The 21,422-nt window shown below is 28.3% G+C and carries 20 protein-coding genes and 1 riboswitch; of the genes, 9 read left to right on the forward strand and 11 right to left on the reverse strand.

Annotated elements, in window-relative coordinates; genetic code table 11:
• Positions 1-5 precede the first annotated feature (5 nt).
• The 7 genes from ACIJYI_RS00475 to ACIJYI_RS00505 are packed head-to-tail and all read right to left on the reverse strand — an operon-like array spanning position 6 to position 6,646.
• Entirely contained in the window at positions 6-1,733 is a 1,728-nt protein-coding gene (locus ACIJYI_RS00475) for a S1 RNA-binding domain-containing protein (RefSeq protein WP_435114173.1), read from the reverse strand.
• The gene (gene cmk, locus ACIJYI_RS00480; RefSeq protein WP_435114174.1) at positions 1,733-2,389 is read right to left on the reverse strand and encodes a (d)CMP kinase; all 657 of its coding nucleotides are present in this window, start codon (positions 2,387-2,389) and stop codon (positions 1,733-1,735) included. Before cmk ends, ACIJYI_RS00475 begins: the two co-directional genes overlap by 1 nt.
• Positions 2,389-3,708: a 3-phosphoshikimate 1-carboxyvinyltransferase gene (gene aroA, locus ACIJYI_RS00485; RefSeq protein ID WP_435114175.1), complete on the reverse strand. Its 1,320-nt coding sequence runs from the start codon at positions 3,706-3,708 to the stop codon at positions 2,389-2,391. Before aroA ends, cmk begins: the two co-directional genes overlap by 1 nt.
• A gap of 6 nt (positions 3,709-3,714) precedes the next feature.
• A complete protein-coding gene (locus ACIJYI_RS00490) occupies positions 3,715-4,491 on the reverse strand; it encodes an ATP-binding cassette domain-containing protein (RefSeq protein ID WP_435114176.1) in 777 nt (258 codons plus the stop codon).
• A gap of 1 nt (position 4,492) precedes the next feature.
• Positions 4,493-5,065 (reverse strand): LPS export ABC transporter periplasmic protein LptC, encoded by a 573-nt coding sequence (lptC, locus tag ACIJYI_RS00495; protein ID WP_435114177.1) that lies wholly within the window; start codon positions 5,063-5,065, stop codon positions 4,493-4,495.
• Positions 5,066-6,034: a KpsF/GutQ family sugar-phosphate isomerase gene (locus tag ACIJYI_RS00500; protein WP_435114178.1), complete on the reverse strand. Its 969-nt coding sequence runs from the start codon at positions 6,032-6,034 to the stop codon at positions 5,066-5,068.
• The gene (locus tag ACIJYI_RS00505; protein ID WP_435114180.1) at positions 6,035-6,646 is read right to left on the reverse strand and encodes a ribonuclease D; all 612 of its coding nucleotides are present in this window, start codon (positions 6,644-6,646) and stop codon (positions 6,035-6,037) included.
• Positions 6,647-6,662: 16 nt separating this feature from the next.
• Here ACIJYI_RS00505 and ACIJYI_RS00510 point away from each other — a divergent pair, with 16 nt between their 5' ends.
• On the forward strand, positions 6,663-7,655 hold the full coding sequence (locus tag ACIJYI_RS00510) for a complex I NDUFA9 subunit family protein (protein ID WP_435114181.1): 993 nt from the start codon (positions 6,663-6,665) through the stop codon (positions 7,653-7,655).
• On the opposite strand, the gene ACIJYI_RS00515 is transcribed toward ACIJYI_RS00510, so the two are convergent.
• Positions 7,652-8,146: a GcrA family cell cycle regulator gene (locus ACIJYI_RS00515; RefSeq protein ID WP_435114182.1), complete on the reverse strand. Its 495-nt coding sequence runs from the start codon at positions 8,144-8,146 to the stop codon at positions 7,652-7,654. The genes ACIJYI_RS00510 and ACIJYI_RS00515 overlap by 4 nt on opposite strands.
• 171 nt (positions 8,147-8,317) lie before the next feature.
• Between ACIJYI_RS00515 and ACIJYI_RS00520 the strand changes: the two genes are divergently transcribed.
• Together ACIJYI_RS00520 and argF are read left to right on the forward strand one after the other, a co-directional pair.
• Positions 8,318-9,484, forward strand: coding sequence for an aspartate aminotransferase family protein (locus ACIJYI_RS00520; protein WP_435114183.1), 1,167 nt, complete (start codon positions 8,318-8,320; stop codon positions 9,482-9,484).
• Between the two features lies 1 nt (position 9,485).
• The gene (gene argF, locus ACIJYI_RS00525) at positions 9,486-10,415 is read left to right on the forward strand and encodes an ornithine carbamoyltransferase (RefSeq protein WP_435114184.1); all 930 of its coding nucleotides are present in this window, start codon (positions 9,486-9,488) and stop codon (positions 10,413-10,415) included.
• On the opposite strand, the gene ACIJYI_RS00530 is transcribed toward argF, so the two are convergent.
• On the reverse strand, positions 10,407-10,946 hold the full coding sequence (locus tag ACIJYI_RS00530) for a c-type cytochrome (protein ID WP_435114185.1): 540 nt from the start codon (positions 10,944-10,946) through the stop codon (positions 10,407-10,409). The genes argF and ACIJYI_RS00530 overlap by 9 nt on opposite strands.
• Positions 10,947-11,060: 114 nt before the next feature.
• Between ACIJYI_RS00530 and kdsB the strand changes: the two genes are divergently transcribed.
• From kdsB to recR, 5 genes are all read left to right on the forward strand, one after another.
• A complete protein-coding gene (gene kdsB, locus ACIJYI_RS00535; RefSeq protein ID WP_435114186.1) occupies positions 11,061-11,792 on the forward strand; it encodes a 3-deoxy-manno-octulosonate cytidylyltransferase in 732 nt (243 codons plus the stop codon).
• On the forward strand, positions 11,792-12,631 hold the full coding sequence (locus tag ACIJYI_RS00540; RefSeq protein ID WP_435114187.1) for a prephenate dehydratase domain-containing protein: 840 nt from the start codon (positions 11,792-11,794) through the stop codon (positions 12,629-12,631). Before kdsB ends, ACIJYI_RS00540 begins: the two co-directional genes overlap by 1 nt.
• A 141-nt stretch (positions 12,632-12,772) precedes the next feature.
• Positions 12,773-14,449, forward strand: coding sequence for a DNA polymerase III subunit gamma/tau (dnaX, locus tag ACIJYI_RS00545; protein ID WP_435114188.1), 1,677 nt, complete (start codon positions 12,773-12,775; stop codon positions 14,447-14,449).
• Positions 14,442-14,759 (forward strand): YbaB/EbfC family nucleoid-associated protein, encoded by a 318-nt coding sequence (locus ACIJYI_RS00550; protein WP_435114189.1) that lies wholly within the window; start codon positions 14,442-14,444, stop codon positions 14,757-14,759. The genes dnaX and ACIJYI_RS00550 overlap by 8 nt, the downstream gene beginning before the upstream one ends.
• A 3-nt stretch (positions 14,760-14,762) precedes the next feature.
• Positions 14,763-15,374, forward strand: coding sequence for a recombination mediator RecR (gene recR / locus ACIJYI_RS00555; RefSeq protein ID WP_435114190.1), 612 nt, complete (start codon positions 14,763-14,765; stop codon positions 15,372-15,374).
• Here the strand turns inward: recR and ACIJYI_RS00560 are convergent.
• Positions 15,361-17,547: a malate synthase G gene (locus ACIJYI_RS00560; RefSeq protein WP_435114191.1), complete on the reverse strand. Its 2,187-nt coding sequence runs from the start codon at positions 17,545-17,547 to the stop codon at positions 15,361-15,363. The two genes, recR and ACIJYI_RS00560, sit on opposite strands and share 14 nt — an antisense overlap.
• Positions 17,548-17,556: 9 nt before the next feature.
• Positions 17,557-17,647, reverse strand: a riboswitch (glycine riboswitch).
• Between the two features lie 103 nt (positions 17,648-17,750).
• On the opposite strand from ACIJYI_RS00560, the gene ACIJYI_RS00565 reads away from it, so the two are divergent.
• The gene (locus ACIJYI_RS00565) at positions 17,751-18,851 is read left to right on the forward strand and encodes an acetyl-CoA carboxylase carboxyltransferase subunit alpha (RefSeq protein WP_435114192.1); all 1,101 of its coding nucleotides are present in this window, start codon (positions 17,751-17,753) and stop codon (positions 18,849-18,851) included.
• 2 nt (positions 18,852-18,853) lie between these two features.
• On the opposite strand, the gene secA is transcribed toward ACIJYI_RS00565, so the two are convergent.
• Positions 18,854-21,400: a preprotein translocase subunit SecA gene (gene secA, locus ACIJYI_RS00570; RefSeq protein ID WP_435114193.1), complete on the reverse strand. Its 2,547-nt coding sequence runs from the start codon at positions 21,398-21,400 to the stop codon at positions 18,854-18,856.
• Between the last annotated feature and the right edge of the window lie 22 nt (positions 21,401-21,422).

The following is a 21,422-nucleotide window of genomic DNA, read 5'->3' on the forward strand; positions in this document are numbered from 1 at the left end:
TTCTTTTATTCTGTATCTTCTTCTTTTTTCTTTAAATCTTCTGAAAGCGATGAGAAAGGTAAGTTTTTTCCTGAACCTTCAGATCCATATTTATCTAAAGCTTCTTTTTTCTCAATTTCCTCTAATAATTTAATACTTAAAGTGACTTTTCTTTTATTTAGATCAAGTTCAGCGATAGCACAGTCTAATTTTTCTCCACCAGTCCATCTGCTAGGTCTTGCATCTGCTGCATTAATTGCTATTGCTGATTTTCTAATTTGAAGATCCATCTCACAACCTTCAGGTCTTACAATTAAACCTTTGTTATCTGTAGATACAACTTTTACAGTAATAGTTTGGTTTTTAGACTTATCTTTAAACCAATCAAAAGGATCTGCTTGTGTTTGTCTTAAACCAACTCTAATTTTTTGTTCTGAAGCTTTAATCTCAAGTACTTTAACTTTTATCTTGTCACCTTTTTTGTATTTATCCAATTCTTCTTCACCATTATTTAAGAATGTTAAATCATTACAGTGAAGAAATGCATCTACATCCAAATCTTCTACTTTAACGAATAGTGAATATTCATTTTTATTTACTACTTCACCCTCAACTATTGTTCCGACTGGGTATTTTGTTTCAAAGGTTTCAAATGGATTATCTTGTGTTAATCTATGTGATATCGCGACTCTTCTTTTTTCTTTATCAATTTCAGTAATAACACAATCTATTTCATCTCCAATTTTAAACATTTTTTTTGCTGAAATATTTTTTTTAGTCCAACTGAGTTCACTAGAGTGAAGTAAAGTTGTAAGACCTGGTTCTAACTCACAAAATGCTCCAAAGTCCATTAATTTGACTACTTTCACTTTATAAATTTTATTTAATTCATAATTTTCTATATGCTCAAAAGGGTCGGGCGATAGTTGTTTAACAGAACAACCAACTTGTAATTTTTCTTTGTCTACAGTAATAACTTTTAAGTCATGTTTTTCACCAATATTGAACACTTCATCAGGATGATTAACTCTTGAATATGAAATTTCTTGGAGGTGCACCAAAACATCAAGCTCTCCATTAACATTAAAGAAACATCCAAAAGAACTATAACCTTTAACTTCAGCTCCTTTAATGATATCGCCAACTTTATATTTTTCAATTATTTTAGCTTTATCTTCTTTTTTGAAAGAGGAAATAATTTCTCTTCTGGACACGCATGCATTTCCTCTAACTTTATCTAATTTAATTAAAGCAAATTTTTGAGGTTCGTTCATTAAGTGGCCAATGTCTTTTAGAGGCTTATCACTAATTTGTGATCCTGGTAAAAACATTAAAGAACCAGTATCTATATGCTCTACAATACATCCACCTTTACATTTAGATGTAATTTTTCCCATAATTGGTTCATTTTTTTCGTAAGCCTCGACAAGTTTGTCCCAACCTTTAATCTTTTGGGCTTTACTAGCTGACACTAATACTTCGCCATGCTTATCTTCAATTTTTTCTAATAATACTGGGATTGTCTCTCCGACTTTTATTTTTTCAGCAAGACCCATGCTTTTAAGCTCATTTATATCAAGAACAGGTTCGCTTTTAAGGCCCTCAACAAATAAAAAAACAAATTTTTCAGTTACTTTATTTATTTTGCCTTCTATGATTTTACCTTCTTCTATTTTAATTTTTGAGAGTTGGCTGCTAAGTAGTTTTTCGAATTCTTGCGATGCTGGATTTGATAGATCTTTAAATATTTCCATTAAGTATTAATTTTCCTGTCTATAATTTTTTTTATTTTTAAAAAACACGCTCTTTTAGTAAGTTTCGATGTGTTTAGCAACACTGAATCTTTAGTTTTCTTTAAAGGCGAAATCTTTCTATTATAGTCACTTTTATCACGTTTTTTAATGCTTTTAAGCACTTCTTCGTATGTGATATTTTTATTAAGGCTTTTAAGCTCTTTATATCTCCTATGTGCTCTTGTTTTTAAATTAGCAGTTATAAAAAATTTAAGATCTGCGTCAGGAACAATGTTATAGGTAATATCTCTTCCATCGAGACAAGATCCTTTGAATTTCTTAGGAGGGTTATAAGCAAAATTTAATTGAAAAGAGTGCACAATTTTTCTTGTACTTTTAACTTTTGATATAATAGATGCTTCAGTACCTACTTCATCAGATAATAAATCTTTATTTTCAAGATCTTTTACTTTTAGTGATTTAATTTTTTTTTTTATAAAGTTTTGATTAAATTTTTTAGGAAATTTAATTTTTAAGTATGCTACCAATCTATAAATTTTACCAGTATCCAAATAAAAAAGATTATAATGTTTCGAAATGGTCTTTGCTAAGGTTCCTGCTCCAGCTGCAGCAGGTGAGTCGATTGCAATTTTTAAAATATTTTTTCTTTTATTCATTATTTCTTTATTTCATTTACTATATTTAAAAAATTTGGAAAAGAAGTTTTAATAGAATCTTTGTCATGTATGACCCATTGACCACCAAAAGAAAGAGCAGCAATGACACTTGTCATAAATACCCTGTGATCTTTAAGGTAATCCTTAATTATAATTTTATTATTGATTTTTAAATTTGGATTACCAAATATTTTAATTGAACTTTCCGTGCTTAAAGTTTTTATACCCATTAAGTTTAGGATTTTTTCACCCCATTTTAGTCTCGGGCTTTCTTTTTGATTTAGTTCAGATAAATCTTTAAAATAAGAAATACCCTTTGCTCTCGCAGCAACCAAAAAAATTAATAAAAATTCATCAATTGCACCACTATTAAATTTTGTTGGGCAATTTATGGGTTTAATTTTTTTTGGACTTTTGATGTAAATGTCAGCATTTTTTTCTCCTTTGTAAATTTTTTGATTTTTAAAAATAATTTTAACACCCATTTTTTTTAGTATATGAATAATCCCAATTCTAGATGGATTAATATTTACATTTTTAATTATTAAATTTGAGTTTTGCGAAAGAGCAGTTAAAACAATAAAAAAAGCACTTGAGCTTATATCAGATGGAATTTTATAATTAATTTTATTAATTTTTCTTATTTTGTTTACTTCAATCAAATCATAATTTTTTTGCTTTTTTATTTTGATAGGTAATTTTAGATATTTACATAAAAGCTCAGTATGATTTCTTGATTTCTTAGCTTTAATAAAAGTTTGACCATTTGTTCTCATTCCAGCAAAAATCACAGCGCTTTTACATTGCGCTGAGCCCCTGTTTTCTAAATACTTAATTGGCTTTAATTTAGATGATCCAATTATTTTCAAAGGAAGATGTTTGTTTTTGCTTAATTCAAATGATGCACCAAAATTACTTAATGGATCTGAAATTCTCTTAAAATCTCTATTTGACAAACTTTTATCACCAATAAGTTTTATTGAGTTGGGTGTATTGATTATTAATCCAAGAATAAGTCTACCTAACGTTCCTGAATTTCCAGAGTTTATAGAAAGATTCTTTTTATAATTGTATCCATCTATTCCCTTGCCATATATTTTACAAATATCCTTTTTTAAACTAACCTTAATTCCTAACTTTTTAACTGCATTGATTGCCGTAAGAACATCTTCAGATATTAATAAGTTACTAGCACTCGAAACACCACTTGCAATAGAAGAAAATAAAACCCACCTTATGCTGATGCTTTTATCACCACTAACAATAATTTTTTTATTAAAATTTTTTATTCTATTTTTTAAAATTATATGATTTGGCATTAGCTTTTAATTATATTTAAAACTATTCCCAAAATATGCATTTTTAGCGTTTGTGTCGTTCACTAAATTAGATGGAGTATCTTGCGCAATAATTCTTGAGTTATTTAAAACCATAGCAACATCAACACAAGCAAGTAAATCTCTTGCCTGATGATCACAAATACAAATAGTGATATTGCCTTCTTCTTGTAAATTCACAATAATATTTTGTAACATCTTTATAGTTAACACATCTAAAGCTGCAAAACATTCATCTAATAACAAAACTTTTGGCTGACTTAAAAGTGATAGTGCAATCACAAGTTTTTTCTTCTGGCCACCAGATAAATGTTTAGCCTTAATATTTTTTAAATGTTCAAGTTCGAATTTTGATACTAAATAATTTATTCTCTTATCTCTTAAATTTTTATCTTCTATTACAATTTCACTAATAGCTTTTAAATTGTTATATAAAGTTAGTTCTGAGAACGCACCCCCATGTTGAGGAACATAACCTATCTTAAATTTTTTAGTTCTATGGTAAATGGGATACTTAGTTGCATCCTCACCATCAATTATAATTCTACCAGATTTTGGTTTTATTAACCCTGTTATAAGATTAAAAATTGTACTTTTACCAACCCCATTTGGACCAAGCATGCCAAATATTTGACCTTCATTTATCTTGAAATTTATATTATCTAAAATTAATCTTTCATCATATGCTAATGAAACGTTATCAAATTCAATTATCGTACTAATATTTTTAAAAGACTTAATTCGGAATTTTTTTATAATTGTCATTTTAATTTTTACTTATAATTTTTACTTTTTTTGAATTATCATACATAAAAATATTTACTTTTTTTGTATTAGTATTGAATTCAACAGCATCAGCTTTAAGAAGATTATTTTTATTATAATAAACAACATTTTTAGTTATTGTCATCAGGTTTCTGATTACTGAAAATTCCATATAATTACTTGTTATTTTATTATCTAAATATTTTATTATTACATTTTCAGAAAAAATTGTATCATAATTTTCAATATTATATTTACCAAAATCAGAGACAATCATTATTTCTTCAGAGTTATTTAGTGTAACTTGAGCTGTAATTTTTTTTAAATATATTATTTTATCATTTGATAAATCCACCTCACCTTCTTCTGCTTTTAAGGTATATGTATTTCCTTTTTTATCCTTAGAGGCAAAACTTAATTCTTTAATTATGTTAGAGGTAATATTTTCATCTTTGTTATTATCTAAATTACTTTGTTGAATTTTTTCATCATTAAAAAATTTAAATAAAAGAGTAAGCAATAGAATGAAAAATGAAAAAACCAAAAAAATTTTTAGGATTTTTTTTTTATTCATTTATGTTATTTTAGATTGTAAAATGTGATGTATATGTATTATTCCAATCGTTTTAAGCTTATCTTTTTTGTTATGGACAGCTAAAGAGGTAATTTTTTTTTCATTCATTAAAGATAGTGCTTTAGCTGCAAGTTCATCTTTTTCAATAGACACAGGTTTTGTTGTCATAATTTTTTTAATGGGCAATAAATTAAAATTTATTCTCTTTAAATTAACTCTTCTTATTTGACCATCTGTAACTATGCCTTTAGTTTTTTTATTCTTATCTTGAATAATTAGAATACCCAATTTTTTGCTACTAAGTATTTTTAATGCATCATTAATTCTTAAACTTTGATCTACAAAAGGTATTTTTTTACCAGTAACCATAATATCTTCGACTGTTTTTAGTTGTGCTCCAAGACTGCCAGCTGGATGAATTTTCTTAAAATCTAGTTTATCAAATTTTTTATAATTCATAGCCGAAATTGCTAAGGCATCTCCTAACGCAAGTTGAGCAGTAGTGCTTGAGGTTGGTACTATTCCTCCAGCTTCGTTAAATTGCGGTATTAAGAGTTTAATATCTGAAGCTTTATATAATATTGAATCTTTTTTTGACACAATTCCAATCAATAGAATTTTATTTCTATTAGCGTATTGAATTATATTTTTAAGTTCATTGGATTGACCAGAGTAGCTAATTAATATTAAAATATCTCTTTTTGTAATACTTCCAAGATCTCCATGAGACGAGTCACTAGCTGACAGATAAAATGATGGAGTACCAACAGATGATAAAGTGGCAGCAATCTTAGAAGCTACAAGTCCACTCTTACCGACACCACATAACACAACCTTTGAGGAACAATTTGAAATTTTAATTACAGCATTATCAAAGGATTTGTTGAGGCTTCTCTTAAGTTTTTGTAATGCTTTTATTTCGAGATCAATTACATTTTTTGCAGTTTTTAAAAATCTTTTTTTAATCATTTAGTGTGACCAGATATCGTCTTTAAACAGTGCTAGATCAAGATCAACTCTTGTTTTTAAAAATTTTAAACAATCTTGATAAAGTTTAATTCTATTTTCTCTTTTTAATATTTTATTTAATTCGTTATGAATTTTATGCAAATATATTACATCATTAGCACAATACTTAATCTGTGAAGGTGTGAGTTCGCCACCAAAATCTGAGCTTTGGAATTGTTTGCTAATATCTATATTAACAAATTCTTTAATAAGTGTTTTTAAAGAGTGACTATCAGAATATGATCTTGCAAGTTTTGAGGCTATTTTAGTATCTAGAATGTTATGAGTATCTGTTTTTAAGTAATATTTAATATGCGCCATATCAGCTCGACCATAGTGAAAAATTTTTGTAATTTTATCATCATTAAGTATTCTAACTAAGTTAGGAGCTATGTATTTTTTTCTATCAAATTGAACTATATGAGCCTCTGAATTTCCTGAAGATATTTGAATTAGGCAAAGAGGGTCTCGTCTGACATTTAGACCCATAAACTCACCATCAACAGCTATTACGTTGCCTAATTCCAAATCATCTGGTAAGTCATTTTTGTGAAGTTTAATATTATTACTCATATTTGAATATATATATATGAAAGCAAAAAATTGTCTAATTTTTGGTGGCAGTGGCCAAATTGGAAGAAACTTAATAAGAAAACTTACTAAGAACAACTATAGAGTGACGGTTGTTACTAGAAACATTCATCAAAAAAGTTACATAATAAAAACACAGGCAAATGCAGGATATATCGATATCGTTGAGTCAAATATATTTGATGAAAAAAAAATTAGAGAACTTTTTAAAAAAGCTGACATATGCATCAACTTAATTGGCATTTTATTTGAAAAAAAAAGAGGCAGTACTTTTAAAAATATACATAGTATTTTTCCATCTTTACTTGCTAAACTAAGCAAAGAATTCAATCTTAAACATTTTATTCACTTGTCAGCTCTTGGCATTAATGAAGCAAAAGACTCTGAATATGCCAAAAGTAAATTAGAAGGCGAAAAAAATGTTTTAACAAACTTTCCACTTGCAACGATATTGAGACCATCCCTAGTTTTTTCAGTAGATGACCAACTAACAACACATTTTATGACTATATTAAATAGATTGCCTATATTTCCACTTTACTATGAGGGAAAGACTAAATTTGCACCAATTCATTGTTCTGATTTAACAGACACAATTCATCATGTCATTTCTAGAAATATTTATTCTAAGATAATTGAATGTGTTGGTCCTGAAATAATAACTTTTAAAACATTATTAGAAAAATTATTATTATTAATTGGCAAAAAAAGAATTTTGATACCTTTTCCACTTAAAATAGCTGAGTTTTCTGCAAGTTTATTTGAGATATTGCCCAATCCATTGCTAACAAGAGATCAATTAAGACTTTTAAAATATGACAATATTCCGTCTGGTAAGTATAAAACTAATGCAGAAATAGGAGTTCCTAGTGTAAGATTTTTTGATCAAGAAGTTAAGAAATATTGCTATATGTGGAGAGAAGGTGGTCAATTTTCCACAGAAAAATATATAACGAAAGACTTTGAAAAGAACGAAGTAAATAAAATTTAGGCTGACTGTATTTTTTTTTCAATAAAACCTGGAACTTCTTCTTTTTCAGCCGGTTCTTCTTTTTTACCTTTAGGCTGGTATGCATACAAAAGGTGTAGCTTACAATATGAAAAGTCTTTTAATGAAGATCTTCCACAAAAGTAAAACGAACTTTCATTTGGATGACCAATTGGCCATTTACATGAGCTTTCATCAAGTTGCTCTAATTGTTTTGGGTTTTCTGGTTCAAAATCTTTCTCAATAATTAAAGATTTAAATTTACTTTTTTTTCCTCTTTTTGATTTATTATTCCTTTGATCTAAAGAATTTTCAAAATTTTGATTAGATGTAGCAGTTCTAGTTTTAATTTTTGCTGATAAGTTTAATCTATGAGCTTTACCAATAACCGCATTTCTACTTATACCACCTATAATTTCAGCAATTTGGCTTGCAGTGTTTCCTTTGCCCCAAAGTTCTTTTAATTTATTTACTTTTTCTTCGTTCCAGCTCATTATCTATATGTTGTATTCCAATTTATAAAAATAACAATATACTGATACATAAGCAAATTAAACAAGCAAAATTCTAAAGTTATCAACAATAATAAGTTAAAATTGGTTTATTTGTATTTTCAATCATAACTTGTATCTAATAATTAAAATTTATAAAAACTGATTAAAATTATGAGCTATTTAGCAAAAAATTATAATAGAAAAAAAATTTCATTTAAATATGGAAAAGGAAGTTTTTTATATTCAACCAATGGTAAAAAATATCTAGATTTTGTTCAAGGTATAGCTGTGAACTCTTTAGGACACGCACATCCTAAATTGGTAGACACTATAAATAAACAATCAAAAAAACTTTGGCATGTCTCAAATGCATTTCAAATCCCAGAAGGAGAAATGTTAGCTAAAAAATTAGCTAAAAACACTTTTGCTGATTATGTCATGTTTCAAAACAGTGGTGCAGAGGCAACAGAGGCAGCAATTAAAGTTGCTAGAAGATATTTTTATTCAATTGGAAAACCAAAAAAAAATAGAATTTTATGTGTTAAAAATAGTTTTCATGGAAGAACATTGGCAGCAATATATGCAAGTGGTTCAAAAAAAATGACAGAAGGTTTTGGACCAAAAGTATCTGGTTTTGATCATTTTGAATTCGGTAATCATTACTCATTAAAAAATAAAATTACAAAAAACACAGCTGCAATAATGGTTGAAACTATTATGGGCGAGGGTGGTATCAAAGTAATTCCTGACTGGTGTTTAAGAGAACTTAGAAAAATTTGTGATAGAAAAAATATTCTATTAATATTAGATGAAGTCCAATGTGGAATTGGAAGATCAGGTGATTTTTTTGCGTTTGAAAAATCAAAGGTAAAACCAGATATCGTTCCAATTGCAAAAGGTATTGGGGGTGGATTTCCAATCGGAGCAGTTTTAATGAATAAAAAAGTTGCTTCAGGAATGATAGCTGGAACCCATGGATCAACTTTTGGTGGCAATCCATTAGCAATGACTGTTGGTAATAAAGTGATGGATATAATTTCAAATAAGAAGTTTTTGAAAAACGTGAAAAATATTTCAAAATATTTTTTATCTAATCTTAAAGAAATACAAAATAAATATCCTAATATTATTAAAGAAATAAGAGGAAGAGGTTTATTGATTGGAATACAGCTTAAAACAGATCAAACAAAATTTATAAAGAAACTTATGGATAATAATTTATTAACAATAAGAGCAGCAGAAAATGTTGTTAGAGTTTTACCGCCACTTAATGTAAAAAAGAGAGAAATTAACTTGTCGCTAAAAATAATAAAAAAAGTTTGTTCAGAATTAAATTAAAATGAAACATTTTATAAACTTAAAGGATATACCGGCCAAAGATCTTAGAAAAATTATTATTGATGCAAAAAAAAGAAAAAACCTTAGAAAAAATTTAAGCACTTTAGAGGTTGATAAAGGGTCTCCACTCAAAGGTAAAATGCTTATCCAAATGTTTGAAAAAGCAAGCTCTAGAACAAGAATAAGCTTTTATTTAGCAATAAAGCAGCTTGGAGGAGGAACTTTAACTCTAAGATCAAATGAATTACATCTTGGACAAGGTGGTGAAAGCATATCTGATACAGCAAAAATACTATCAACTTATGGTGATGGGTTTATGCTTAGAACAGATAGTGATAAAAAAATTGAGGATTTTAAAAAATATTTATCAATTCCAATAATAAATGGTTTAAGTCCATCTTCACACCCTACTCAAGTCTTATCTGATGTTTTTACTGTTGAGGAAATAAAGAAAAAACCAATTTCAAAATTAAATATTTGCTGGATAGGAGATTCTAATAATGTTCTAGATAGTTTAATTGCAGCATCTGTAAAATTTTCATTTAAACTTAGTATAGGATGTCCAAAAAATTTTGAACCAGGTAAAGAAGTTAGAACTTGGGTAAAGAATAATAATAAAAAAATATTTATTTATAATGATCCTAAAAAAGCTGTTATTGGGGCTGATGTTATATTTTCGGATAAAGTTATATCTCTAAATGATAAAGGAAATAAAAAGAAAAAAATTGAACAATTCAAAAAATTTAAAATAGATAAAAAATTAATGAGTTACTCAAAGAAAGATTGTATATTTCTACACTGTTTGCCTCGTGGATCCGAAGTAAGTGATGAAGTTTTTTTAGGAAAAAAATCGCACGTTTGGCAACAAGCTCTTAATAGAGTTCATGTGCAAAAAAGTATTTTATTATATTGTTTTGGAAAATTAAGGTAGTGGTACCGGACTATCTGAATTTTGATTTAAATATTTTATAACTGAGGCTCTATCTTTTTCTTTTCTTAATCCAGCAAATGCCATTTTTGTTCCCTTAATCCACTTAGCGGGTTTTATTAAGTAACCATTTAATTCTTCAAAAGTCCATTCTTTTTCAAATGACGATAAAGCTTTAGAATATTTATAATCTGTAACAGCTCCAGTTTTTCTTCCAACTACATTATATAAAGCAGGACCAATATTATTTTTTCCACCTTTAGCAATCGAGTGGCATGCTGCACATTTTTTAAAAACCTTTTCACCTAAAGCAATATCTCCCATCGCCATTAATGCTGCTATATCAACTTTTTGCTCTACAGCTTTTTCTGTTGAGGATGATACTGATGTAGCTTGCTCTATTTCAACTGCATAACCAGGAGTTTTAGGTTTTTCTACATGAAATATGATATTTGATAATTTGCCAATACCGATAACCAAAAGTGCAACCATCAATATTGCAGCTATTATTTTATTAATTTCAAAAGAATCCATTTTCTAAATATTTCATTGGAACATATATCACGATAAATAAAAATATTACCAAAATTTAATGTATAAATTTGCCTCTATTGCTATTTAATAGGTATAATAATAATTCAATTATTAATGAAAACGCTAACTATTATACCCTCACGATTGTCAGCAACCAGGCTACCTGGCAAACCTTTATTAAAAATAAATGATTTATCGATAATATCGCATGTATTTAGAAGGGCTCAGGAAGCAAATATTGGCGATGTAGTTGTTGCAGCTGAGGATCAAGAAATAGTAGATGATGTTGTAAAAAATGGAGGTAAAGCCATTTTAACCAGCAGAAATCATAAGACAGGAACTGATAGAATTCATGAAGCATTGCAAAAATTAGAAGTAAAAGATGCAGATTTGATAATGAATTTACAAGGTGACGAGCCAGCAATAAATATTGAGGACATTGTAAGTTTAAATAAAAAAATGGTTAGCATTCAATCTCAAATGGGAACTCTTGCAGCCAAAATTGAAGATCACAAAGATTTAGAAAATGAAAACATTGTAAAAGTTATAACTAACAAAAATTTAAACAATGATGAGTTTTCTGAAGCAAAGAATTTTTTAAGAAGATCATCAGAAATAGCTAATATTTATCACCATATAGGAATTTATTGTTATTCAACCGAAACATTAAAAAAAATTGTTGAACTAAATCAATCAAAAAATGAAATTAAAAATAGATTAGAACAGTTGAGGGCATTAGACAATAATATTGTTATAAATGTTGCTCTTGCAAAGTCTTCCCCAATAGGAGTTGATACGGAAGAAGATTATCTAGCCTTAAAAAAAATTATGGAATATAAAGTTTAATGGCAAAAAAAATTTATTTTCAAGGTACTTTTGGAGCATACTCACATTTAGCTGCATTGTCAGTTAATCCAGATGCAGAAATAATACCATGTAAAACTTTTGATGAATGTTTTAATAAAGCAAGTCTAGATCCAGATTGTAAAATAATTATCCCTGAATCTAATAGAATTACAGGAAATATTGGTATTGAATATTTAATATTCAAGCATAGGCTAAATATTTACAAAGAGCATTTTCAAAAAATAGAACATAATTTATTAGGTCAACCTGGTGCAAAACTTAGCGATATAAAAGAAGTATATTCTCACGCACAAGGTTTGTCTCAATGTTCAAAATTTATAAAAGAAAATAATATTATTGAACATATTAGAGCAGACACAGCTGGCTCTGCAGAAATGATTTCAAAAACAAAAGATGTTAAGCAAGCTGCGATCGCATCATCTTTAAGTGCTCAAATTTATAAATTAGATATTGTCAAAAAAAATATTGAAAATGAAAGTGGTAATTTAACAAGATTTTTAGTAATGGGTAAAAATATTTCTCAACCTGAATATAAAGGAAAAAAATTTATTACTTCTTTTTTATTTAAACTTAAAAGTAAGCCAGCAGCTCTTTATCAATCTTTAGGTGGATTTGCAATTAACGGAGTGAACTTAACAAAGCTACAAAGTTATCCTGAAAAAAATACATTCGATTCATTCTTTTTTTTGTGTGATTTAGATGGGCATATAGAGGACCCGAAAGTTCAAAAATCTTTAGAGGAGTTAGGGCTTCATTGTGAGGATTTTCACGTCTTAGGTGTTTTTGAGGCTGATAATTTGAGAGAGAAAAAAAAATAATCTTTTCTTGTAGAATAGAAAATTTAACTGCTATAATAGTCATGGAGGCTAGAGGTGTATGCTGCTTGAACCCGACCAGATCTTAACGGAAGCAGTCGTAGAGACAGTTATTCAGGTTCTAGTCTCCTTTGAATAAATATAATGAACAATAACTCTAAAGTATTAGCATTAAAATATAGGCCACAAACTTTTGATGATCTTATTGGTCAAGAAGTTGTGGCAGAAACAATAACAAACTCTATTAAAGCAGATAAAATTCCAAATGCCTATCTATTCACTGGGATAAGGGGAATTGGTAAAACTACAACTGCTAGAATTGTTGCCAAAGGGCTAAATTGTTTGAACGGCATTGAAAATTTATGCAAAGAAGATTTATGTAATAATTGTAAATCAATAGCTGACTCAAGTCACATAGATGTACTTGAAATGGATGCTGCTAGCAAAACAGGAGTGGATGATGTTAGAGATCTAATTGAATTTTCTAGATATGGCCCCACGTCAGCAAAATACAAGATATTTATAATTGATGAAGTTCACATGTTAAGTAAGCAAGCATTCAATGCTTTATTAAAAACACTTGAAGAACCACCAGAATATCTAAAATTTATTTTTGCAACTACGGAAATTAAAAAAATACCTATTACAGTAGTTTCAAGGTGCCAAAGATTTGATTTATCTAGAATTAAATCGTCTGAATTATTTAAGTTTATCAAAGATATAAAAGAAAAAGAAAAAGGTAACGCATCAGATGAAGCCTTAAAGTTAATTGTAAAAATTTCAGAAGGATCTGTAAGAGATGCATTGTCTTTATTAGATAGAGCCCTGCTAACCTTAGATGAAAAAACAGAATTAGATCTTAATGCGGCACAAAAAATTTTTGGATATTTCGATAAGTCTCAATTAATCAATTTATTTGAATTAATATTGAAGGGAGAAGAGGAAAAAGTAATTAATATTTACAGAAAAATTTACGATCAGGGTGTTGAACCAAAAGTATTCATTAATGATTTTTTAGAAATACTTTATTACTTTAAAAATATAAATTCACTATCTTTAGAAAGTACAAATTTCTCACTTAATGATGAAGAGTTTTTAAAAATCAAAGATATTTCTAATCAAGTAGATTCTGAGGTTTTAATTTTATTTTGGCAGTTTACAATATCATCGCTTGAAGAATTGGATATTGTTTCTAATCAGCATTTATCTATTGAAATGTTTTTAATAAGATTAATGCATTTGAGTTCAATTAAGTTAAAGAAAAATATTGAACAAGAAGAAAATAATAATATTGAAGATAATCAAATAGACAATAAAGATACAAAGAAAGAACAAGGAATTGATGATAGCTCAAGAATTGTTAGTCAAATCAAAAATATTGCCCAAGAGGAAAAACAAAAACCAGAAGCTAAACCAGAGATAAAAGCAATGTATAAAAATTTGATAAGTTCATTTGATGATCTTCTTGATGTTTGTACTAAAAAAAAAGAAATTAAACTTAAATATGAATTAGAAAAAAATGTAAATCTTGTAAAATTTGAAAGAAATAGAATTGAAATTTCATTTAATGATAATTTAGATAAAGATTTTGTAAAAGATCTTTCTTCAAAACTTTTTGAATGGACTGCTGAAAGATGGATTATTACTTTTAGTAAATCTAAAGGGGAAATGTCAGTCAAAGAAAAACAAAACAATAAAAAAGATGAATTGGTTAATGAGGTAAAAAGTTCAGAAATTTATAAGATGATATTGAAAAAATTTCCTGATGCAGAGCTCACAGATGTTAAATTAAATAAAAAAAAAGAGGATATAAGTGACTGATTTTACAAAGATTTTGGATAAAGCAAAAGAATTAGAGGCAAAAATGAAAGAAAGCCAAGAAAAAATTAAAGAAATTAAAGCTGAGGGAATTTCAGGTTCTGACTCAGTTAAAATTACTCTTGATGGCGAAGGTGAGATGCAAAAAATTGAATTATCTGATGAAATTATTAAAGAAGATAAGACAATAATAGAAGATCTAATTGTAGCTGCTCATAATAATGCTAAATTACAATTAAAAACAAAAACCACTGAAGAAATTTCAAAAGCCACAGGAGGTTTAGGAATACCTGGTTTTAAATGGCCATTATAATTAATGCAAAATATTAGCGAGATAGAGGAATTAATTAAATTAATTTCAAAGCTTCCTGGTTTAGGGCCTAAGTCAGCCAAAAGAATTGTTCTTAAACTAATCAATAACCGAGACGAATTAGTAAAACCCATGGCAAATACATTAGCTCAGGTTTATAAAAATGTAACAAGGTGTAATTCTTGTGGATCTTTAAAATCAAATTTAAATGGATGTATTAATTGCGAAAGTTCAAAAGAAAAATACACAAAAATTTGTGTAGTTGAGGATATTGCGGATCAATGGTCAATTGAAAATTCAAATATTTTTCATGGATATTTTCATATTTTAGGAGGCACTATTTCCTCAGTAGGACAAAGAAAAGAAGATCTTTTAATTAACTCTTTAGTAGAAAGAGTAAATAGAGAAGGAATCGAAGAAGTAATACTTGCAACAAGTGCTACTGTAGAGGGGCAAACTACAGCATATTATATTCAAGATAGTTTAAAAAATACTAATACAAAAATTACTAAATTAGCACAAGGATTACCAGTGGGTGGTGAGATAGAAAATTTAGATGACGGAACCTTATTTTCTGCTTTTAAAAATAGATCTAATTTAAATTTTAACTCAGATTAAGTTTTTTTTTTAATCTATTTTGATGCAATAAAGGTTCTGTATATCCTGAAGGTTGCTCTTTTCCCTTAAAGATCAGATCACATGCAGTTTTAAATGCTAAAGATCTATCAAAGTCATCAGACATTTTTGTATAACCAGATCTTCCACTTCGATCATGCGCAGGATCCTTTTCGTTTTGCTTATCCACTATCTTTGCCATTGCTTTCATAATATCCATAACTTGAATCTTAGTTGTAATTCCATGATGTATCCAGTTGGCAATATGTTGTGAAGATATTCTAAGTGTTGCCCTATCTTCCATTAGTCCAATATTATTAATGTCTGGAACTTTTGAACATCCAACACCTTGATCTATCCATCTTACCACATAACCCAATAAAGTTTGTGCAGAGTTTGATATTTCACTGTTAATTTCCTCAATCGACCAATTTGGCCTATCTGCAACTGGAATTGTTAAAAGATCATCAAGTTTTGCCTGGTCTCTTTTAATAATATCTTTTTGTTGATCAAAAATATTTATCTGATGATAGTGTAATGCGTGTAAAGCAGCTGCTGTGGGAGAGGGAACCCATGCACAGTTTGCCCCTGCTTTTAAGTGTCCTATTTTTTGATCCATCATATCTTTCATTTTATCTGGCATTGCCCACATTCCTTTTCCTATTTGAGCTTTTCCAGATAGGCCACACTTTAATCCAATATCAACATTGTTATTTTCGTATGCTAAAATCCATTTAGAAGACTTCATATCTCCTTTTTTGATCATTGGACCCGCTTCCATAGAGGTGTGCATTTCATCACCAGTTCTGTCTAAAAAACCTGTATTTATGAAGAAAACCCGATTTTTTAAAGTTCTAATACATTCTTTTAAATTTGATGATGTTCTTCTTTCTTCATCCATAATTCCTATTTTGCAAGTGTATTGTTCTAAACCCAAAACTTCTTCAACTTTAGAAAAAATTAAATCAGTAAATTCAGTTTCTTCTGGTCCATGCATTTTTGGTTTAACAATATAGATAGATCCTGTTCTTGAATTTGTTTTGTGTTTTATGTCATGAATTGCTGCAGCTACAGTTATAAATGCATCCATAATACCTTCTGGCACTTCATTTCCATTACTTAAAATTATTGAAGGGTTAGTCATTAAGTGTCCAACATTTCTAACTAACAACAAACTTCTTCCATGTAATTTAAGACCTTTACCGTTTTTTGAAATATAACTTCTATTTGGATTCAGTTTTCTTTCAAATAATTTACCATCTTTTTCAAATTGAGTTTTTAAATTTCCTTTCATCAAACCTAGCCAGTTTCTGTAACAAACAATTTTATCTGTTGCATCTACTGCGGCAACACTATCCTCGTTATCACAAATTGTTGATACAGCTGACTCTAAAATTATTTCACTAATTCCAGCATGATCTTGTTGTGCACTAAAAGCTCTCGGATCTCTTAAAATTTCAATATGCAAGTTATTATTCTTTAATATGATTGCTGATGGGTTGTCAGCTTCACCTCTATGGCCAATAAATTTTTGTTCATCAGCTAGATCAAAAATATCAGCACCTTTTAAAGTTTTTAAATTTCCTTCTTTTACCGCAATACTTGTAATTTTATGCCAACTCAAATTATTAATTGGAAAATATTTGTCTAAAAAATCTCTTCCATATTTAATAACCATTTCTCCTCTTAAAGGATCATATCTTTCAGACACGCTATCTTCAGATTGTTCGATAACATCAGTTCCATACAAACTATCATAAAGACTCATCCATCTTGCGTTTGCTGCATTAAGAGCATACCGTGCGTTCATAATTGGTACAACTAACTGAGGTCCTGCTATTTTTGTTATTTCTTCATCTACATTTTTTGTTTCGATAGAAAAATCAGAACCTTCTTCTTTTAGATATCCAATTTCAATTAAAAATTTTTTATATTCATTTAGATTAAATTCGTTACTTTTATTTTGAATATGCCACCCATCAATTTTTTTCTGTAATATTTCCCTAAAATTTATTAATTCTCTATTTTTAGGCTCTAATTCATTGACAGTTTTTTCAAATCCAAGCCAAAATTTTTCAGGTGACACATCTGTTCCTATCAATAGTTCATCACTTATAAATTTTGATAAGCTTTCCGAAACTTTAAGACCGTTGATATTAATATATTTTTCTTGCATAGCACATTTGTTACCCCATCTGTATTTTTGCCTGAGAGTTTCCGGGATGGTTGCTCCTTCGGCGCTAATTAAGATAATCAGTCTCTCCTGATATGAAATATTTATCTTGTAGAAGAATTATGTCAATTAATAACACTAAATTAAAATATTTATTATCATTTTATTGCCTTTTTTATAATTTAACTATCCGATATAAATAAATCATGAAAAACTATCTTAACTTTGAAACTGATATTAAAAACCTTGAAAATGAAATTGAGAAGTTAAAAGATCCTTATAATCAGGATGGTTTATCTGAAGTTGACACTCAAAAAATCTCTAAAACTCAAGCTGAGTTAGATAAAAAATTAAAGGATATTTATTCAAATCTAGATCCTTGGCAAACTACAATGGTTGCCAGACATGAAGATAGACCAAAATCTAAATTTTTTATAGATAACTTATTTGAAGATTTTATCTCTTTATCTGGGGATCGTTATTATGGCGAAGATAAATCAGTATTAACAGGTTTTGCTAAATTTAATGGAAATTCAGTGTTGGTGATTGGTCAAGAAAAAGGGGAAAATTTAGAAAGTAGAATTGAAAGAAATTTTGGGATGATGAGACCGGAAGGTTATCGAAAAACCATAAGATTAATGAATTTAGCGAATAAATTTAATATTCCAGTAATATCTTTTATAGATACTCCAGGTGCATATCCAGGAGTTGGAGCCGAAGAAAGAGGACAAGCAGAAGCAATAGCTAAATCTATTGAGTGTTGCATGGAACTTAGAGTACCAACTTTAGCAATTATAATTGGTGAAGGTGGTTCGGGTGGAGCGATTGCTCTAGCATCATCAAATAAAGTTATTATGTTAGAAAATTCAATTTACTCAGTTATCTCTCCAGAAGGATGTGCAACTATTTTGTGGAGAGATCCAAAAAAAATGCTTGATGCTGCAAAAGCAATGAAACTTTCTGCAAAAGATTTATTAGAGTTAAAAGTCATAGATGAAATAATTCCTGAACCTTTAGGTGGAGCTCATAGAGATAGTGAATTGATGTTAGAAAATCTTAAAAGCTCAATATCTAAAAATTTAGACTTTTATAAAAATTTTTCATCAGATGAGATAATAAATGAAAGAAAAAATAAATTTTTAAAAATTGGAAGAAATAAAGGCTTCATGAGCAGTCCAGAAGACTTAAGTACACTCACTGTTAAAAATAATAATTTTGATAAAATTTTAAAATCAAAAAAAATGATAACTGGATCTGTGGTTATAGGATTAATCTTATTGATTGTTGGTTTTTATCTATTTAATTAAACTTATTGAATACCACAACAATGCTTATATTTTTTACCTGAACCACAAAAGCATGGCTCATTTCTTCTCATTTTTTTACCTTTTTTAATTTGTTCAACCATGTTGGGTTTTTCATCCTCTTTTTTTTGAGGTTGTTCCGTAACTATCTTTAAATTCATTAATATAGTTATAAAATCTAATTTTAACTTTTCTAAAAGATTAGAAAATAAATCAAATGCTTCTTTTTTATATTCAATTAATGGATCTCTCTGTCCATAAGATCTAAGTCCTATAACTTGTCTTAATTGTTCCAAATATTGTATATGAGACTTCCAATTCAAATCTATAGACTGCAAAAATATCCTTTTTTCTATTTCTTTTGCATGGTCCTCTTCGAGAAGTTTAATTCTATCATTTCTTGAGTTTACAAATTTATTTGTGATTTGTTTTTTTACCTCATCGTCTTTTGCAGAAATAAGCTCTTTCAATTCATTTTCAGTAAAACTTTTACCTACTATTTGCTTTAGACGATTACTAAATTCGTTGTTTTTTGGGCTAGATAGATTTTGAGCTTTTAATTTTAAAATATCATTAATTATTTCTTTTAAAAATTCATTTGAATACTCAAAAATATTATCACTATTCATGGAATTTTTTCTTTGAGAAAATATAACATGTCTTTGATCGTTAAGGACATTATCAAATTTGATTAGGGTTTTTCTAATATCAAAGTTTCTAGCTTCAACTTTTTGCTGTGCTCTTTCTAGTGCTTTATTAATCCACGGATGGTCAATACTTTCTCCATTTTTTAGACCCAGTTTTTCAAGCATATTATTCATTGATTCTGAGCCAAAAATTCTCATTAGATCATCCTCTAAACTAACATAAAATATAGAACTACCTTCGTCACCCTGCCGACCTGATCTTCCTCTAGCTTGGTTATCAACCCTACGTGACTCCATTCGTTCAGTTCCTATAACAAATAAACCTCCTAAAGATTTAATTTTATCTTTTTCAATCTTTAATTGATCATCAGCAATAGATCCCTTTTTACCCCCAAGTTGGATATCAACCCCTCTTCCAGAAATACTTGTAGTAATAATTACAGATTTTTCTTTACCTGCATTTGCAATTATCTCTGCTTCATTTTCATGGTTTTTGGCATTTAAAATAACATGTTTAATATTTTTTTTATTCAATAAATTTGCATAAATTTCTGATTTATTAACACTTGAAGTAAAGATTAAAACAGGTTGACCAGAATTATTACACTCAATTATTTTATTAATAATCGCATTATTCTTTTCATCTTCAGTTCTAAAAATTTGATCATTGAAATCTTTTCTTATCATCTGCTTGTTCGTGGGAATTGCAACTACTGGTAAATTGTATATTTCAAAAAATTCCTCTGCTTCAGTTGCAGCAGTTCCGGTGCAACCTGAAATTTTTTTATAGAGTTTAAAATAATTTTGATAAGTTATAGATGCTAAGGTTTGATTTTCAGCCTGAACATCAATTTTTTCTTTAGCCTCTAGAGCTTGATGTAATCCATCCCCAAACCTTCTGCCTTCAAGAATTCTACCTGTTAGCTCATCAATTATTTTTAAAACACCATCTTTAACAATATAATCTTTACCCTTTTCAAATAAATGATTAGCTCGTAACGCTTGATTTACATGATGAACTAGACTTAAATTTTCAGGATCATAAAAATTATTATTTTTTAAAATTCCAGCATCTGTAAAAATTTTCTCAACATTATTTATTCCATCATTACTTAAAAGAATATTTTTATCTTTTTCATCAATCTCATAATCTTTATCATCTAATTGTTTTATTAGCTTATCTATTGCAAGGTATTGCGCAGTTTTATCTTCTGCTGATCCAGAAATAATTAATGGAGTTCTAGCCTCATCAATTAAACATGAATCAATTTCATCAACTATAGAAAAAGAATGTTCTCTTTGAACCATTTCTGTTTCAGAAAACTTCATATTATCTCTTAAATAATCAAACCCTAGTTCACTATTTGTTGCATAAGTTATGTCACAATTATAATTTTTTTTACGCTCAATATCATCTTGATCATTATTAATGTATCCTGAGGTTAAACCTAGAAAGTTATATATTTGCCCCATTTCTAAAGAATCTCTTTTAGCTAAGTAATCATTAACAGTAACAATGTGTACGCCTTTTTCATTAAGGGCATTTAAATATGCCGCAAGAGTAATTGTAAGAGTTTTTCCTTCTCCTGTTCTCATTTCTGCAATTTTACCTTCATGTAAAACCACACCACCAATTATTTGAACATCAAAATGTCTTTCATTACGTGTCCTTTTTGATGCTTCTCTCACTAAAGCAAATGCTTTAGGTAAAATTAGATCTAAAGATTTTCCATCTTTAATTTGTTCTTTAAATTCATTAGTTTTATGTGGAAAATCTAAATCATTTAAATTTTTAAAGTCATCTTCTAATGAATTTATTTCTGTTACTATTTTTCCAATTCTATCAAGCTCTTTTTGATTACTTGATTTAATGAATTTTGAAATTAAATTTAATGGATTAAACATGACTATTTGATTTATTCTTTAC

It is taken from the genome of Candidatus Pelagibacter bacterium nBUS_36 (assembly GCF_051201215.1).
GTDB lineage: Bacteria > Pseudomonadota > Alphaproteobacteria > Pelagibacterales > Pelagibacteraceae > Pelagibacter.

Bases quoted from the DNA above. Each gene is read 5' to 3' on its own strand.
- secA (WP_435114193.1), bottom strand. From the start codon at position 21,400: ATGTTTAATCCATTAAATTTAATTTCAAAATTCATTAAATCAAGTAAT.
- cmk (WP_435114174.1), bottom strand. From the start codon at position 2,389: ATGAATAAAAGAAAAAATATTTTAAAAATTGCAATCGACTCACCTGCT.
- argF (WP_435114184.1), top strand. From the start codon at position 9,486: ATGAAACATTTTATAAACTTAAAGGATATACCGGCCAAAGATCTTAGA.
- ACIJYI_RS00490 (WP_435114176.1), bottom strand. From the start codon at position 4,491: ATGACAATTATAAAAAAATTCCGAATTAAGTCTTTTAAAAATATTAGT.
- ACIJYI_RS00515 (WP_435114182.1), bottom strand. From the start codon at position 8,146: ATGAGCTGGAACGAAGAAAAAGTAAATAAATTAAAAGAACTTTGGGGC.
- ACIJYI_RS00540 (WP_435114187.1), top strand. From the start codon at position 11,792: ATGGCAAAAAAAATTTATTTTCAAGGTACTTTTGGAGCATACTCACAT.
- dnaX (WP_435114188.1), top strand. From the start codon at position 12,773: ATGAACAATAACTCTAAAGTATTAGCATTAAAATATAGGCCACAAACT.
- ACIJYI_RS00475 (WP_435114173.1), bottom strand. From the start codon at position 1,733: ATGGAAATATTTAAAGATCTATCAAATCCAGCATCGCAAGAATTCGAA.
- ACIJYI_RS00505 (WP_435114180.1), bottom strand. From the start codon at position 6,646: ATGAGTAATAATATTAAACTTCACAAAAATGACTTACCAGATGATTTG.
- ACIJYI_RS00510 (WP_435114181.1), top strand. From the start codon at position 6,663: ATGAAAGCAAAAAATTGTCTAATTTTTGGTGGCAGTGGCCAAATTGGA.
- aroA (WP_435114175.1), bottom strand. From the start codon at position 3,708: ATGCCAAATCATATAATTTTAAAAAATAGAATAAAAAATTTTAATAAA.
- ACIJYI_RS00565 (WP_435114192.1), top strand. From the start codon at position 17,751: ATGAAAAACTATCTTAACTTTGAAACTGATATTAAAAACCTTGAAAAT.
- ACIJYI_RS00560 (WP_435114191.1), bottom strand. From the start codon at position 17,547: ATGCAAGAAAAATATATTAATATCAACGGTCTTAAAGTTTCGGAAAGC.
- lptC (WP_435114177.1), bottom strand. From the start codon at position 5,065: ATGAATAAAAAAAAAATCCTAAAAATTTTTTTGGTTTTTTCATTTTTC.
- kdsB (WP_435114186.1), top strand. From the start codon at position 11,061: ATGAAAACGCTAACTATTATACCCTCACGATTGTCAGCAACCAGGCTA.
- ACIJYI_RS00530 (WP_435114185.1), bottom strand. From the start codon at position 10,946: ATGGATTCTTTTGAAATTAATAAAATAATAGCTGCAATATTGATGGTT.
- ACIJYI_RS00500 (WP_435114178.1), bottom strand. From the start codon at position 6,034: ATGATTAAAAAAAGATTTTTAAAAACTGCAAAAAATGTAATTGATCTC.
- recR (WP_435114190.1), top strand. From the start codon at position 14,763: ATGCAAAATATTAGCGAGATAGAGGAATTAATTAAATTAATTTCAAAG.
- ACIJYI_RS00520 (WP_435114183.1), top strand. From the start codon at position 8,318: ATGAGCTATTTAGCAAAAAATTATAATAGAAAAAAAATTTCATTTAAA.